At 67.5% G+C, this 15,194-nt stretch carries 17 protein-coding genes and 1 tRNA gene; 11 read left to right on the plus strand and 7 right to left on the minus strand.

Annotated elements, in window-relative coordinates; translation table 11 throughout:
• Nucleotides 1-83: 83 nt before the first annotated feature.
• The 3 genes from AC0KUR_RS30285 (at nt 84) to AC0KUR_RS30295 (ending at nt 2,793) form a co-directional block, all read left to right on the plus strand.
• Entirely contained in the window at nt 84-743 is a 660-nt protein-coding gene (locus AC0KUR_RS30285; protein WP_059559362.1) for a HugZ family pyridoxamine 5'-phosphate oxidase, read from the plus strand.
• 356 nt (nt 744-1,099) lie between these two features.
• Nucleotides 1,100-1,393 (plus strand): H-NS histone family protein, encoded by a 294-nt coding sequence (locus AC0KUR_RS30290; protein WP_006491875.1) that lies wholly within the window; start codon nt 1,100-1,102, stop codon nt 1,391-1,393.
• Nucleotides 1,394-1,635: 242 nt separating this feature from the next.
• Complete coding sequence (locus AC0KUR_RS30295; protein ID WP_034188062.1) at nt 1,636-2,793, plus strand: cation diffusion facilitator family transporter; 1,158 nt, start codon at nt 1,636-1,638, stop codon at nt 2,791-2,793.
• Between the two features lie 60 nt (nt 2,794-2,853).
• Here AC0KUR_RS30295 and AC0KUR_RS30300 read toward each other — a convergent pair whose 3' ends face one another.
• From AC0KUR_RS30300 to AC0KUR_RS30310, 3 genes are all read right to left on the minus strand, one after another.
• Nucleotides 2,854-3,324, minus strand: coding sequence for an Lrp/AsnC family transcriptional regulator (locus AC0KUR_RS30300; protein WP_006477376.1), 471 nt, complete (start codon nt 3,322-3,324; stop codon nt 2,854-2,856).
• Between the two features lie 79 nt (nt 3,325-3,403).
• Entirely contained in the window at nt 3,404-4,063 is a 660-nt protein-coding gene (locus AC0KUR_RS30305; protein ID WP_049030364.1) for a 3'-5' exonuclease family protein, read from the minus strand.
• A complete protein-coding gene (locus tag AC0KUR_RS30310) occupies nt 4,060-4,704 on the minus strand; it encodes an MBL fold metallo-hydrolase (protein ID WP_175028533.1) in 645 nt (214 codons plus the stop codon). The genes AC0KUR_RS30305 and AC0KUR_RS30310 overlap by 4 nt, the downstream gene beginning before the upstream one ends.
• Before the next feature lie 655 nt (nt 4,705-5,359).
• Here AC0KUR_RS30310 and AC0KUR_RS30315 point away from each other — a divergent pair.
• Nucleotides 5,360-5,971 (plus strand): septal ring lytic transglycosylase RlpA family protein, encoded by a 612-nt coding sequence (locus AC0KUR_RS30315; protein ID WP_034188059.1) that lies wholly within the window; start codon nt 5,360-5,362, stop codon nt 5,969-5,971.
• A 99-nt stretch (nt 5,972-6,070) separates the two neighbouring features.
• Here the strand turns inward: AC0KUR_RS30315 and rsmI are convergent, their stop codons facing one another.
• Nucleotides 6,071-6,949 carry a 16S rRNA (cytidine(1402)-2'-O)-methyltransferase gene (rsmI, locus tag AC0KUR_RS30320; RefSeq protein WP_034188058.1) on the minus strand — a complete coding sequence of 293 codons (879 nt, stop codon included), beginning with the start codon at nt 6,947-6,949 and terminating at the stop codon, nt 6,071-6,073.
• Nucleotides 6,950-6,995: 46 nt separating this feature from the next.
• Between rsmI and AC0KUR_RS30325 the strand changes: the two genes are divergently transcribed.
• The 5 genes from AC0KUR_RS30325 to AC0KUR_RS30345 all read left to right on the plus strand — a co-directional run bounded on the left by AC0KUR_RS30325 (nt 6,996) and on the right by AC0KUR_RS30345 (nt 9,453).
• Nucleotides 6,996-7,424, plus strand: a complete 429-nt coding sequence (locus tag AC0KUR_RS30325; protein WP_473376811.1) for a YraN family protein — start codon at nt 6,996-6,998, stop codon at nt 7,422-7,424.
• 126 nt (nt 7,425-7,550) lie between these two features.
• The gene (locus tag AC0KUR_RS30330) at nt 7,551-8,135 is read left to right on the plus strand and encodes an SIS domain-containing protein (protein ID WP_059559351.1); all 585 of its coding nucleotides are present in this window, start codon (nt 7,551-7,553) and stop codon (nt 8,133-8,135) included.
• Between the two features lie 17 nt (nt 8,136-8,152).
• On the plus strand, nt 8,153-8,953 hold the full coding sequence (locus AC0KUR_RS30335) for a BON domain-containing protein (RefSeq protein WP_069707016.1): 801 nt from the start codon (nt 8,153-8,155) through the stop codon (nt 8,951-8,953).
• A gap of 11 nt (nt 8,954-8,964) precedes the next feature.
• Complete coding sequence (locus tag AC0KUR_RS30340; protein WP_404824023.1) at nt 8,965-9,312, plus strand: c-type cytochrome; 348 nt, start codon at nt 8,965-8,967, stop codon at nt 9,310-9,312.
• A 65-nt stretch (nt 9,313-9,377) separates the two neighbouring features.
• Nucleotides 9,378-9,453, plus strand: a tRNA-Ala gene (locus AC0KUR_RS30345).
• Between the two features lie 67 nt (nt 9,454-9,520).
• Here AC0KUR_RS30345 and AC0KUR_RS30350 read toward each other — a convergent pair.
• From AC0KUR_RS30350 to AC0KUR_RS30360, 3 genes are all read right to left on the minus strand, one after another.
• Nucleotides 9,521-9,832, minus strand: coding sequence for a hypothetical protein (locus AC0KUR_RS30350; protein WP_034188044.1), 312 nt, complete (start codon nt 9,830-9,832; stop codon nt 9,521-9,523).
• Nucleotides 9,833-9,958: 126 nt separating this feature from the next.
• Nucleotides 9,959-11,356 carry an enolase C-terminal domain-like protein gene (locus AC0KUR_RS30355; protein WP_473376798.1) on the minus strand — a complete coding sequence of 466 codons (1,398 nt, stop codon included), beginning with the start codon at nt 11,354-11,356 and terminating at the stop codon, nt 9,959-9,961.
• A 62-nt stretch (nt 11,357-11,418) separates the two neighbouring features.
• Complete coding sequence (locus AC0KUR_RS30360) at nt 11,419-12,759, minus strand: MFS transporter (RefSeq protein ID WP_473376799.1); 1,341 nt, start codon at nt 12,757-12,759, stop codon at nt 11,419-11,421.
• A 455-nt stretch (nt 12,760-13,214) separates the two neighbouring features.
• Between AC0KUR_RS30360 and AC0KUR_RS30365 the strand changes: the two genes are divergently transcribed.
• Nucleotides 13,215-13,841: a DUF2239 family protein gene (locus AC0KUR_RS30365; protein ID WP_473376800.1), complete on the plus strand. Its 627-nt coding sequence runs from the start codon at nt 13,215-13,217 to the stop codon at nt 13,839-13,841.
• Between the two features lie 15 nt (nt 13,842-13,856).
• On the plus strand, nt 13,857-15,188 hold the full coding sequence (locus AC0KUR_RS30370; protein ID WP_473376801.1) for a carotenoid oxygenase family protein: 1,332 nt from the start codon (nt 13,857-13,859) through the stop codon (nt 15,186-15,188).
• Nucleotides 15,189-15,194: the final 6 nt, after the last annotated feature.

Genomic DNA, 15,194 nt, shown 5'->3' on the forward strand with positions numbered 1-15,194 from the left:
ATGCGCGGCGCGTCGCGCCGGCGGGTAACATCGAATCGTATGCGGCATGAACGACGCGCCGCCCTTCGACCGCAGGAGTCCTCTTGAACATCGATCCCGCCCTCGCGCTGCATTTGCTGCACCGTTGCGCGCTCGGCACGCTCGCCACTCATACGCGCGAACCACAGGGTTTCCCGTATCCGACGGTCGTCCCGTTTGCACCCGATGCAAGCCATCGGCCCGTGATCCTCGTCAGCGGCCTGGCCGAGCACACGCGCAATCTCGCCGCCGATCCGCGCGCGGGCTTCCTGGTCGTCGACGCGCCGGATGGCGACGTGCTGAACGCCGAGCGTGCGACGCTGCTCGGCCGGTTCGTGCCGCTCGGCGACGATCCGCATGTCGCCGCGCGCTACCTGCGCTACGAGCCGGACGCCGCGCGCTATCTCGCACTCGGCGATTTCGCGTTCTGGGCGCTCGAGATCGAGCGGCTGCGCTATATCGGCGGTTTCGGGCGGATGGGCTGGGTCGACGGCCCGCATCTCGATGCACGGCCGCCGCTCGCGTTCGACGACGAGCAGGCGCTGTGGAACGCCTACGAGACGGGCGAGGCGCGCCGCGACGGGCTCGACCTGCTCGGCGTCGATTGCCACGGCGCCGACTGGCGATACGACGGCCGCCGGGTGCGTACGCCCTTCGATGCGCCGTCGGCCGATCTCGGCGCGCTGCGCGACCGGCTGACGGCATGCGCACGCGGTGTGACGTGACGTCGCGGGTCAGTGATTTGTCCGTTTAGCAAACCGCGTCATGTGGTTTTCGCAAAGCTGTCGTCCGATGAAAGCTTCTATTTTCCCGAATACAGGGTAATTGCGTATGTTGATAGTCAGAATAGGCAATCGCTAATGTCCTAATCTCTGTACGGAGACGTAAAAATTTGAGAAAAGGCCGCGGCCGGTCAAAATGACATGCGCGAATTACAATTGATCTCGGGATTTTCGTGAATCTCGCTTCTATCAAATCTTTTTTGTGCTAATCTCTGCCTTCGAAAATCCGAGGCACATATATTTCATGAATGGTGAGCTGGCTGCAGACCGGCGCCATTAGTCAGATAGAAAGGGAAACTATGTCTTCTTACAAGGACCTGCTGGCCCAGCGGGAGAAGCTGGAGAAGCAAATCGAAGAAGCGAAGTCGCGTGAATACGCTGAAGTGCTGAATGACGTGAAGCAGAAAATTGCCGACTACGGCTTTTCGCTCGCCGAACTCGGTCTCAGCCGCGCGAAGGCAGGCAAGGTTGGCCGTCCGCGCGCAGGCGTGGCCGCGAAGTACCGCGATCCGGAAACGGGCGCGACGTGGTCGGGCCGTGGCAAGCCGCCGCGCTGGATTGCAGGCAAGAACCGCGAACAGTTTGCGATTTAAACGTTTGTTTAAGTCGTCTGCGCTTCGAAAGAGCCGCGTGTCCGTTCAGGAGCGCGGCTTTTTTGTTTCCGGACGCAGCCGCCCTGCAAACACTGTCATGAAAATGTAATAATCGCCATGTGAATGAAAATGCGACACGTTCGTATAAGCGATTGATTTGAATAAGAAATTTTCGGGTATTGAGCGGGTTCGCGACGCGCGTTTGATAGAATTGCGTATCGCACACCGATATCTCATATTTCATGTCCACGTTTTCCGGCGACGCGCAGAGCGCAGATAAGCACACGGTTGCGCGCAAGAGCACGCTCGTCAGTATTGTGCTGAATGTGGTGCTCGCCACATTTCAGATCGTCGTCGGTACGATTGCGCATTCGCAGGCGTTGATTGCCGACGGTGTGCATTCGATATCCGATTTGATCTCGGATTTTGTCGTGCTGGTTGCGAATCGTCATAGTGGCGCATCGCCCGATGCCGACCACAATTACGGTCATAGCCGCTACGAGACGGTCGCATCATTGTTTCTCGGCGCGATCCTGATCGCGGTCGGGATCGGCATGCTCTGGCGCGCCGGCGACCGCCTCGTCAATCTCGACAATATCCCCGCCGTCCATTTTTCCGCGCTGGTCGTGGCGCTGACGGTACTCGTGTCGAAAGAGGCGCTGTTTCGCTACATGCTGCGCGAGGCGCGGCGCGTGCGTTCGGCGATGCTCGTCGCGAATGCATGGCATGCGCGTTCGGATGCCGCCTCGTCGCTGGTCGTCGCGATCGGCATCGTCGGCAGCCTGGCCGGCGTGAAGCTGCTCGACCCGATCGCGGCCGCGATCGTCGGCTTCATGGTCGCGCGGATGGGCTGGACTTTCGGCTATGACGCGCTGCAGGACCTGTCCGACCGCGCGCTCGATATGGGCGATACGGCCGAGATCCGCGCGCTGCTCGCGGCGACGCCCGGCGTACGCGACGTGCACGACCTGCGCACGCGCAAGATGGGCGATGCCGCGCTCGTCGACGCGCACATCCTCGTCGATCCGAAGATTTCCGTATCCGAAGGGCACTACATTGCCGAAACCGCGCGTGCGCGTGTGCTGTCCGACCCGCGCGTGCTCGACGCGCTGATCCATGTCGATCCGGAGAACGACGCGGCGCGCCGTCCGGCGCTCGCGCTACCGCCGCGCGGCGAGATCGCGGCACGGCTCGAGGCCGCGCTCGCGCAGCGCGGGCTGCAGGCAGCGGCGATCAACCTGCATTACCTGAGTACGGGGCTCGAGATCGATGTGACGCTCGTCAGCGATCCGCACGATACCGATGCGGCGCTGGCCGGCCGGATCGACGTCGGTGCGCTGGAGCGCGAGTTCGGCGCGCGCCGGATCGGCTTCACGCGCGCGATGCCCGCGCGTGCGTGACCGGCGGCCGGCGGCCGCGCACGCCGCGCACGCCGCGCACCGGCCGGGCCGGCCCGCGCGTTACAGCGGCAGTTGCGTGTCGAACTTGATTTCGCGCAGCACGACGCTCGTGCGCACCTGCGACACGGCGGGGATCTTGAAGATGCGCTCGTGCAGGAACACGTCGTATGCCTTGATGTCCGGCGCGACGATCTTGAGGATGTAATCGGCTTCGCCCGTCGTGCTGTAGCACTCGGTGACTTCCGGGCAGGTCGCGATCTCGCGCTCGAACTGCTCGACGCCGCCTTCGTTGTGGCGTGTCAGGTGCACGTGCGCGAGCGCGCAGACGTGCAGGCCGAGCTTCTCGCGATCGAGCAGCGCCGTGTAGCGCTGGATCACGCCCGACTGTTCCATGTCCTTGATGCGGCGCCAGCACGGCGTGCTCGACAGGCCGACCTGGTCGGAAATTTCCTGAACGGAACGGCGCGCGTCGAGCTGCAACAGGCGAAGGATTTTTTGCGAAAAGGAATCGAGCGTCACCTGCGCCTCCATGCGGCAGCAACAACATGCTGAATGTTAGAGGGCCGGGAAAGGAAAGGCAATCTGGCGTGGCGCTGGTGAGCGAGATTCGCTAATTTGCTCGCGGATCCGTGGGGTTTTGTCCCGCCCCCGCGCGCTCCGACCGATCGGTGTCCGATACGGCGAGGCCGGCGAGCGCGGCCTGCTGGCGGCGCAGGTCGGCGAGCATGTTGCAGAACAGCGCGCCTTGCTCGATCGCGTCGTCGAGCGCGACGTGCGTGTGCGGATGGTCGTCGAACCAGTGCTTCGGAAAGCGCGGCTTGATCGCCTTGCGGTACGGCAGGCCCGTCATCGCGAACGCGAGCGTCTTGATGTCGAGCGCGGACCACGAGAACGGGCAACGTCCCGCGAAGCGCATCATGTACCAGAACATGAACGTGAAATCGAAGCCGGCCGGCATCGCGACGAACACGGGCTTGCCGGGCAGCGCTTCGACCCAGTCGACGTACGCGACCAGCGCCGCCTCGGGCGCCTGCAGGTCGCGCCGGCACGCGGCCCAGGCTTCCGGTTCGGTCTTCCACCACGCTTCCTGCACCGGGTGCGCCTGCGCGCCGGGCAGCGTCTCGAGGTTGGCCGAGAACGTCGCGATTAGCTGCTTGTCCTCGGTATAGGCGGCCGACGCGAAGCTCAGCATCGAGTGCGGGCCGGGAATCGGGCCGTCGGCCTCGACGTCGGTGCTGACGTAGATTTCCGGGATGGCGGTCTGGTTCATCCGAATACCTTGTCTGACACGAACGGGTTCGTGCGGCGCTCGTCGCCGAACGTCGACACCGGGCCGTGGCCCGGCACGAACGTGACGTCGTCGCCGAGCGGCCACAGCTTCTCCTTGATCGAACGGACGAGATCCTCGTGGTTGCCGCGCGGGAAATCGGTCCGGCCGATCGAGCCCGCGAACAGCACGTCGCCGACGATCGCGATGCGGTGTGCGCGGCTGAAGAACACGACGTGGCCGGGCGTGTGGCCCGGGCAGTGATAGACCTCGAGCGTCTCGTCGCCGAACTGCACGGTGTCGCCGTCGTTCAGCCAGCGGTCGGGCTCGAAGGTGTCGGCGGCCGGAAAGCCGAAGCGCTCGCTCTGCATCGGCAGCTTCTCGATCCAGAAGCGTTCTTCTTCCTGCGGCCCCTCGATGGGCACGCCGTAGTGCGTCGCGAGCGTCTTCGCGCCCGCGCAGTGATCGATGTGCCCGTGCGTGAGCAGCACTTTCTCGACCTGCACGTTCTGCCGCGCGATTTCCTGCTGGATCCGGTCGAGATCGCCGCCCGGATCGACGACGGCGGCACGGCCCGTTTTCTCGCAGACGAGCAGCGAGCAGTTCTGCTGGAACGGCGTGACCGGAATGAGCGTGACTTTCATGGAGGCACCGGCGGCTAAAAGGAGCGATTGTACCGGTCGCGCGCGCCGCCTGCCGCTCGTGCGACGCGTGCCGCGGCGCGCGGGTGAGGGCATTCCCGGAGCATGCCGATTGTTACAGCCATAGTGAGAATCAATGGTCCGTCGGGGGTGCTTTTCGAGATGGCGTTTTGATTTATGTATAATGCGCCCCATTGCGCGTGAATTTCACGCCATTCGCTGGTGTTTCGGCCCCGTTAAAAGAGGCGTCCGATTCACCGTCAAGCATCAGCCGCCGGGGAGTCCGGCGGTGTATCCAGCACCGAGCATTCGGTGCTCACGTCTTGTCCGGCCGGGTGCTGCGCGCCCGCCTGCGGCCCTGCTGCCGCGCCGCCGGATGAGGCCTGTGCCGCCGTTCCTGTGCGTTGGTCGTATCGACGCGCGCGAACGTGGAGCCATGTTCGATGGCGGCATGTGGGGTCTGGTCAGGCTGTTGGGGACAGGTTGCGCCAGACGTGAAAACTAATCAGGACGGTTGCGGCATAGACGAAAGCCGCGCCCATGCTAGCCGCCTGCTCGCATCCGAGCGGGGCGTGCACGCATTTGCCGTCCGGGCCGCGTATCTGCGTTGTGAAGCAGCGTTGTATCGGAGCGGCCCGAACCAGAAGGCGACACGTCGATGAATTTACGTTTTCCGAGTCGATTCGGAACCATTGCATTGTTTTTTGCGCTGACGGGCTGCGCGGTGCCATCCAGCCAGACCACCGGCAGCGTGAACCAGAAGAAGGCGGTCGACAAGACGGCCGCGGCCGCCAAGGCGGACGACGACAAGCAGCCGCTCAATTTCGATTCCGCGCTGGCATCGCTGCCGGCCGCGGACAGCAAGGACGCGAAGAAGCCGTCGCTGGCCGACGCCGAGCCGATCGACGGCAAGGATGTATCCGACTTCCGCCAGACGGGCCGCGCTTCGTGGTACGGGCGGGATTTCCACGGCCGCCGCACCGCGAACGGCGAGCGCTTCAACATGAACGCGCTTACCGCCGCGCACCGCACGCTGCCGCTGTCGTCGTACATCAAGGTGACGAATGCGTCGACCGGCAAGTGGGTCGTCGTGAAGGTCAACGATCGCGGGCCGTTCAAGCGCGGCCGTGTGCTCGACCTGTCGTATGCCGCTGCCAAGCTGATCGGCCTCGTGCATGCCGGCACGGGCCGCGTGAAGATCGAGGGGCTGTCGCCGCAGGAAGCGCGCGAGGCGCGCGACGAAATGCTCGCGTCGATCTCGGCGAAGTAACGCGGCGGTTCGTCCGCTCACGCGTCGAGCATCCAGCATCAAGTACAAAGGGCTGCCTTCCGGCAGCCCTTTGTCGTTTCGGCGCGGCGTCGTTCCGCGTCAGCCTTCCTTCAGCGCGAGCGCACGCGCATACAGCGTGTTGCGCGATGCGCCCGTCAGCGCGGCCGCGAGCTTGGCCGCGCTCTTCACCGGTACTTCTTCCAGCAGCAGCCTGAGCAGCGCGTCGTGCGCGGTGTCGTCGGCTTCGCCGCTCGACGCCGGCGCGCCTTCGACGACCAGCACGAACTCGCCGCGCTGCCGGTTCGCATCGCCGGCCAGCCAGGTCTGTCCTTCGGACAGGGTGCCCTGGAACAGCTGCTCGTGTAGCTTGGTGAGTTCGCGCGCGATCAGCAGCCGACGCGCGGGGCCGAATGCATCGGCGAGCGCGGCGACGGTTTCGGCGATCCGGTGCGGCGCTTCGTAGAACACCAGTGCATACGGGTGCGACACCAGCGCCTGCAGCGCGCTGGCGCGCTGCTTGGCCTTCGGCGGCAGGAAGCCCGCGAACGTGAACGCGCCGGCCCAGTCGCCGGCCACGCTCAGCGCGGTCACGGCCGCGCTCGCGCCCGGCAGCGGGATCACCGCGAAGCCGGCCTCGCGCACCGCGTCGACGAGCCGCGCGCCGGGGTCCGAGATGCCGGGCGTGCCGGCGTCCGAGACGTAAGCCACGCGTTCGCCGCCACGCAGCAGTTCGATCACGCGCTGCGCGGCTTCGCGTTCGTTGTGTTCGTGCACGGCCAGGAGCGGCTTCGAGATCCCGTAGCGGGCGAGCAACTGGCCGGTGTTGCGGGTGTCTTCGGCCGCGATGCGGTCGGCGAGGCCGAGCACGTGCAGCGCGCGCAGCGTGATGTCGGCCGTATTGCCGATCGGCGTGGCGACCACGTAAAGCGCGGCGTCCGGGTAGTGCTGCGTGTGCGCGAGTTCGAGGAGGGCAGTCATGGCAGGCAATGCACGCAATCGCGGCGCAAGCGGAACAAGGTCGGCATTGTGCCACGCGGCGCCGGCCAGCCCGGGCGACGGGCGCGGATTGCCGCACGCGGGCGACAACTTTTCCCGCGCGGCACGATCCAAACCGGTCGGTGCGGCGTTCGAGCAGCGCGCGCGGCAGTTTCTCGAGCGCCGCGGCCTCGGGTTCGTCGCGGCGAACGTGACGATGCGCGGCGGCGAGCTCGATCTCGTGATGCGCGAGCCCGACGGCATGCTCGTGTTCGTCGAGGTGCGCGCACGGCGCAGTGTCCGGCACGGCGGCGCGGCCGCGAGCGTCGGCTGGCGCAAGCGGCGGCGCCTCGTGGCGGCGGCGCTGCAGTTCTGGGCGCGGCACGGTGCCGGTGCCGCGTGCCGGTTCGATGTCGTCGCGTTCGAGGCCGGCCGGCTCGCGTGGCTGCGCGACGCATTTCGTACCGACGATGCGTAGCCGCGACGTGTGACGAGATGTAAAGAGTTCTTGCCGGACCCCCGGAGAGGGTGCCGGAGTACGGTAAACTCGCCGCACCCACGATGTCGCGCGAAATGTGCCACGCGCCCAGTTCACCAGGAATCGATGTCAGTCGAACGTATTCAGCAACAATTCCACGACAGCGCCGCGCTTCACGCCGAAGCGGCCGACGCGCTGTCGTTGCCGATCGCAGCCGCGGTCGATGCGATGTTCGCCGCGCTGGCGAACGGCAACAAGATCGTCGCGTGCGGTGACGGCCCGTCGGCTGCTGCCGCGCAGTATCTCGCCGCGTCGCTCGTCGGCGGCTTCGAGCGCGAGCGTCCGGGCCTGCCGGCGATCGCGCTGGCCACCGATGCGTCGCAGGCCGGCCTCATGGGGGCGGCGGCCGCCGAGCAGCTGTTCGCGCAGCAGGTGCGCGTGCTCGGCCAGACCGGCGACATCCTGCTGGTGCTCGATGCGGGCGGCGCGTCGCCGCGCGTGCTGGCGGCGATCGACGAGGCGCACGAGCGCGAGATGACCGTCGTCGCGCTGACGGGCGGCAATGGCCATGCAGTCGCGGCCGCGCTGTCCGATACCGATATTCCGATCAGCGTGCACGCCGTTCGCGCGGCACGCATCCACGAAGTCCATCTGCTGACCATCCACTGCCTGTGCGACGGCATCGACGCGATGCTGCTGGGTGAGGATTGAACGAAGGAGAGCCGTCGATGAATCAAAGCCGCGTCAAACAGACGCTCGTCAGAACCACGCTGCTCGCCGCGCTGACGGCGGGCCTCGCCGTGTCGCTGCAGGGTTGTGTGCTCGGAGTCGTGGGTGCAGCGGCCGGCGGCGGCGCGCTGATCGCGACCGATCGCCGGACGCTCGGCGCGCAGACGGAGGACCGCGAGATCCAGGTCAAGGCGCTTTCGCAGATCAACAACGGGCTGCCGGACCAGTCGCACGTGAACGTGACGGTGTTCAACCGCCGCGTGCTGCTGACGGGTGAAGTGCCGAACGATGCGTCGAAGCAGCGCGCCGAGGAAATCGTGCGCGGCATCAACAACGTGAACGGCATCGTCAACGAGCTGTCGGTCGAGCCGGCGTCGTCGTTGTCGTCGCGCGCGAACGACTCGTATCTCGAAGGGCGCGTGAAGTCCGAGCTGATCGCGACGAAGGGCATCTCGGCGAACTACTACAAGGTCGTCAGCGAACGCGGCAACCTTTACCTGATGGGCCTCGTGACGGTGGACGAAGGCAATCGCGGCGCGGAAGCCGCGAGCCAGGTGCCGGGCGTCGAGAAGGTCGTGAAGGTGTTCCAGTACGTGAAGCCGCAGGACGCGCAGGCGCTGCAGGCCGCCTCGCCCGCGAGCGGCGCATCCGGCGTGCCGGCTGCCGCCGCGCCGGCGGACAGCGCGACGGTCGGCGCGGTACCCGACGCGTCGGTGCAGTCCGCGCCGCTGCAGTCGCCCGCCCCGATCTCGAATTCGTCGAGCGTGCACCCGGGCAACCCGAAGGCGCCGGCGCAATGAAGGGCGCGCGGATGAAGCAGATGAAACAGTGGATGGTGCAGGGCGCCGCCGGCGCGGCGCTCGTGGTCGGCACGCTGGGCGCAGCGCACGCGGACGTCGGCGATGGCCTGAAGGTTGCGCGCAGCAACGCCTGCATGGGCTGTCACGCGGTCGACCGCAAGCTCGTCGGCCCGTCGTTCAAGGATATTGCCGCGCGCTACAAGTCCGATCCGCAGGCCGTCGCGAAGCTGTCGAAGAAGGTGAAGGACGGCGGCTCGGGCGTCTGGGGCGCGATTCCGATGCCCGCGCATCCGCGCATGACCGACGCCGATGTCCGTTCGGTGGTCGAATGGGTGCTGGCCGGCGCGCCGTCAAAGTAATGTCTCGGAGGGATGTAACCCCTCTTGCCAAGCGCAGAAATGCGTGTGTATGATGGTCGACTGTTGGGGCGGTAGCTCAGCTGGGAGAGCGTCGCGTTCGCAATGCGAAGGTCGGGAGTTCGATCCTCCTCCGCTCCACCAACGGAATTCGAAAGGCCCGATCGCGAGATCGGGCCTTTTTGTTTTTGCGGGTCCGATAGCCGGCGGACTACGTCGCCAGATCCTGAACCAACCGGAACGTCGGCACCGACAACACGGCCGCCCCCACCGTAACGACCGCGAGAATCGCCGTTCTTTTCCGCAGCAGCGCGCCGACGACGATCGATAGCGCATAGAACGCGCAGGTCAGCAGGATGATCCACCATAGCGCTGCGTAACCGGCACCGCCTTCGAAATTCGATACGTTGCGCGTAATCCGAGCTGCGACATAGCTGGCGACGGTCACGCTCGCCGGCAGACACAACACCGAATACAGCATGAAGACGATGATTTGCCGAAGTGTCGGATCGGATGACGTCATGGAGAGCGTTCTTTCGCGGATGAGCGGGAGCGCCCGACCATCCGCCGCGCGGGCCGATCCGGGCAGCCGGCAGGATGCGGCCGTTTTCGGCATTTGGCAACCGCCACCCGTCATCCCGCATTCCCCTCACCCCCGCCCGAAACTCGGCCGCTTCGGATCGTAAGCCCACCCCGGTACCAGATAGCGCATCGCGACCGCGTCATCCCGCGCGGTGCCGCCCACCGCGTTGTACAACGCATGCGCCGTCTCGACTTGCGCCATGTCGAGCTCGATCCCGAGCCCCGGCCGTTCCGGCACGGCCACCTTGCCGCCGACGATCGCGAGCGGCTCGCGCGTGAGCCGCGCGTCGCCTTCCTGCCAGATCCAGTGCGTATCGATCGCGGTGATCGTGCCGGGCGCGGCGGCCGCCGCGTGCGTGAACATCGCGAGCGACACGTCGAAGTGGTTGTTCGAGTGCGACCCCCACGTGAGTCCCCAGTCGCGGCACAGCTGCGCGAGCCGCACCGAGCCCTGCATCGTCCAGAAATGCGGGTCGGCGAGCGGGATGTCGACCGCCTGCAGCCGCACCGCGTGATCCATCTGCCGCCAGTCGGTCGCGATCATGTTGGTCGCGGTCGGGATCCCCGTCGCGCGGCGGAATTCGGCCATGACCTCGCGGCCCGAATAGCCGCCTTCGGGCCCGCACGGATCTTCCGCATACGCGAGCAGGTGGCCCTGCCCACGGCACAGCGCGACGGCCTCGTCGAGCGACCACGCGCCGTTCGGGTCGAGCGTCGCGCGCGAATCGGGGAAGCGCGCCTTGATCGCCGCGATCGCTTCCAGCTCGTCGGCGCCGGCCATCACGCCGCCCTTCAGCTTGAAATCGGCGAAGCCGTAGCGGTCGACCGCGGCTTCGGCCTGCCGCGCGATGTCGGCCGGCGCGAGCGCCGTTTCGTTGCGCAGCCGGAACCACGCGTTCGCCGCATGCGCCTCGTCGCGATACGGCAGGTCGGTGCGGCGCCGGTCGCCGATATAGAACAGGTACGCGAGCATCGGCACCGCTTCGCGCTGCTGGCCTTCGCCGAGCAGCGCCGCGACCGGTACGTCGAGGTGCTGGCCGAGCAGGTCGAGCAGCGCGGCTTCGATCGCGGTGATCACGTTGTCGAGCCGCAGGTTGATCTCGTGCGGCTGCCGCAGCACCGCGGCCTCGCCGGCCGACGTCACCTCGTGCCGGATCGTGCGGCCCGCCCCGGCACCCGCGCCGGACAGCGCCGCACGCACCGCGTTGAGGGTCGCCTGGTAGCGGCCGATCGACTGGCCGACCACGAGATCCGTCATGCGCTCGAGCGCGTGGCGGATGCCTTCGCCGCCCGGCACTTCGCCGACGCCCGTATGCCCGCTGCTGTCGTCGAGGATCACCAGGTTGCGCGTGAAGTACGGCGCGTGCGCGCCGCACAGGTTGAGCAGCATGCTGTCGCGGCCGGCGACGGGAATCACCTGCATGCGCGTGACGCGCGGCGTGCCCGCGCGGCTGGGTTCGGACATCGGTTCGCTCCTGGTTCCGGTGGCGCGCGGGCCGCCGGACGCGCCGGCGCGGCCCGCGCCGTTCATTGAAGCTCGACGCGGCCGATCTCGCCGACGACGAACAGGTAGCAGATCACGGCGACGAGCGCGTGCGCGACGACATAGACGAGCGCGCCGTTGAACGAGCCGCTGCGGTCGACGATGTAGCCGATCGCGATCGGCGTCGTGATGCTGGAGAGGTTGCCGCAGGTGTTGAGCAGCGCGCCGCTCAGCCCGGCGATCTGGCGCGGCGCGGTGTCGGCGTTGACGGCCCAGCCGAGCGCGCCGAGCCCCTTGCCGAAGAACGACAGCGCCATGAACAGCACGACGAGCACGTGCGAATCGGTGTAGTTGCAGACGATCATCGACATCGACAGCAGCATGCCGGCCACGATCGGCACCTTGCGCGCGACCGACAGCGACCGGCCCTGCTTGAGCAGCGCGTCGGACACGACGCCGCCGAGAATCCCGCCGAGGAACCCGCACACGGCCGGGATCGACGCGACGAGCCCCGCGTTCAGGATCGACATCCCGCGCGCCTGCACGAGATAGACGGGAAACCACGTGATGAAGAAATAGGTGAGCGCGTTGATGCAGTACTGCGCGACGTACACGCCGATCAGCATCCGGTTCTTCAGCAGCGCCTTCACGTGACGCATCGACGGGCCGCCGTCGCGTCCGCCCGTCGCCTGGTCGATGTTGACGAGCGCGCCGCCTTCGGCGAGGTAGTCGAGTTCCGCGCGGTTGACGTTCGGGTGGTCCTTCGGGTCGTACATCGTGCGGTTCCACACCATGACGAACGCGAAACCGAGCACGCCCATCACCGCGAACACCGACTGCCAGCCGAACGCGTGCACGAGCCAGCCCATCAGCGGCGCGAACACGACGGTCGCCGCGTACTGCGCGGCGTTGAAGATCGCGGACGCGGTGCCGCGCTCGGCAGCCGGGAACCACGCGGACACGATCCGGCTGTTGGCCGGGAACGACGGCGCCTCGGCCGCGCCGACGAGGAAGCGCAGCCCGAACAGCAGCGCGAACGCGGCCGCGCCGCCGAAGAAACCGATCGAGCCCTGCAGCAGCGTGAACAGCGACCAGAAGAAGATGCTGAACGCGTAGACGATGCGCGACCCGTAGCGGTCGAGCAGCCAGCCGCCCGGCAGTTGCGCGACCACGTACGACCAGCCGAACGCGGAGAAGATGAAGCCGATCTGCACGTGGCTCAGGTGCAGCGCGCGGGCAAGGCTCGGGCCCGCGATCGCGATCGCCGCGCGGTCCGCGTAGTTGATTGTCGTGACCGCGAACAGGACGGCCAGCACGAGCCAGCGCACGCGCGTGCGCCGGACCGTTGCCGACGCGGACGCCGGCAGCGCGTGAAGCGGATTCATGACTTGTCTCCTCCGAAGGACGGAAGGTGCCGTCGTGCGGCGGGCGCGTCGGCGCGCGCGTGATGTTGTCGTATGGGTGCCGCCGGCCGGAGGCAGGGCACCGGGCGCCGAGTCGGGCAAGGCGTCCGGGCCATTCTGTCATGTCGAAAACTTCGCTTTCATGCCAATTGCTGACTTGATCGATTCAGCATTTGAATCGATCGGTCCGGCGCGCGCGTCGTCCGCGCCAGCCGGCAGGACGCGCGCGAGCGTGCCGGACGCCAGCGCGGAGCGCCGTCGGCGGTGTCGCCGTCGCGTTGCAGCCGCCCTGGTTGCCCGTCCGGGCGGCCTGACCGGCGCCGTGGTCGCCCGAGGGGGAGGCACTGCCGTCAAATTTTTACCCGGATAATATTGACATCCAATTAATACCCGGATAAAAATAGCGCCATTCTGATCCCGGCCTGCGGGCGACCACGATGACAACCTCCACGCTTCTTCCTTCGTACACGGCCTTCGACGGCCACCGGCGGCTCGCGTCGGGGCCGCTCGCGACAGTTGCGCTCGCGGTCCGGCAGGCGGCCGGCGACGCGACGCACGGCACGATCCTGATCTTCGACGACGCGACGGGCCGCTCGATCGACCTCGACCTGCGGGGCACGGACGACGACATCCGCGTGCGCTATGCGCCGCCGTCGGGCGACGTGCCCGGCGCCGCCGGCGCGCCGGCAGGCGCGGGCGAGCAGCGCGGCCGCGGTCGGCCGAAGCTTGGCGTCGTATCGCGTGAGGTCACGCTGCTGCCGCGTCACTGGGAATGGCTTGGCGCGCAGCCGGGCGGCGCGTCGGTCGCGCTGCGCAAGCTGGTCGAGGACGCGCGGCGCACGCATGCGGCGGCCGACCGGCACCGCGACGCGCAGGCGCGCGCCTATCACTTCATGTCGGCGATGGCGGGCGACCTGCCCGGTTTCGAGGAAGCCGCGCGGGCGCTGTACGCGAACGAGCCGGCGCGGCTGGCCGAACTGGTTGCCGGCTGGCCGGACGACGTGCGCGACCACGCGCTCGCGCTGGCGCGCGGCGACCTGCCGCCGTCCGCCGAAGACTGCTGACGGAGCGCCGACGCGATGACCGCATTCGACCTGAACCACGGCGCGATCGCGCCGGTCGCCGACGAAGTCGATGTCGTCGACCTGCGCGTGACGGGCGCCATTCCGCGCGAACTCGACGGCACGTTGCTGCGCAACGGCCCGAATCCGCCGGGCGGCCGCTTCGAAGGCAACGACATGCTGTCGTGGTGGCCGGAAGCCGCGATGCTGCACGCGATCGCGTTCGACCGTGGCCGCGCGACCGGCTACCGGAACCGCTGGGCGCGCACGCAGCGCTGGGCCGCCGTGCATGCGCCGGGGCAGGTGCAGCATCTGCCCGACACCAATCCCAACGTGAACGTGCTGCAGCATGCGGGCGAATTGCTCGCGCTGGCCGAGGGCGGCGCGCCCCTCGCGATCACGCCCGCGCTCGATTCGCTCGGCGTGGCGGCGCGGCACGCGGGCTTCGGCGGCGGAATGACCGCGCATCCGAAGGTCGATCCGGTGACCGGCGAACTGATCGCGTTCCGTGCGGACTGGCGCGCGCCGTGGCTGCGCTACGGCGTGATCGACGCGCACGGCGTGCAGCGCGTCGACGTCGAAATCGACCTGAATGCGCCGTCGATGATGCACGACCTCGCGATCACCGAAACCCGCAGCCTGCTGCTCGACCTGAACGTCGGCTACGACTTCTCGCTGCTGAAGCAGGGCCACCGGATGCCGCTGCGCTGGCACGACGACCGGCCCGCGCGCATCGGCGTGATGCCGCGGCACGGCGGCGCCGTGCGCTGGTTCGGTGTCGAGCCGTGCTTCATCCAGCACGTCGTGAACGCATACGACTGCGACGCGTCGTGCATCGTGCTCGACGTGGTGCGCTATCCGTCGTTCCTGCGGTTCGATGCGCGCACGGGCCGCTTCGCCGACAACCCGGTCGGCGAGCTGTGGCGCTACGTGATCGACACGGCGAACGGGCTGGTCGACGAAGGGCCGCTCGCCGACGGCGGTATCGAATTGCCGCGCATCAACGACAGCCGGACGGGGCGCCGCTACCGCTACCTGTATGCGGTCGAGCAGCCGAACAACGCGGAAATGCGCGGCGTGATGCGCTTCGATCACGCGCGCGGCACGACGACGCATTACGCCGTGCCGCCCGGCGACCAGAACGGCGAGCCGGTGTTCGTGCCGCGCCCGGGCGGCACCGACGAGGACGACGGCTGGCTGCTGGTGATGGTCTACCGCGCGGCGACCGATACGAGCGACGTGGTGATCCTCGATGCGCGCGCGATCGATGACGAACCAGTCGCGACCGTGCACCTGCCGCGCCGCGTGCCGGCCGGGTTCCACGGCGCATGGGTACCGCGCGAGCGTTGAACGTGA

The organism is Burkholderia sp. YHN3-13 (assembly GCF_055810675.1).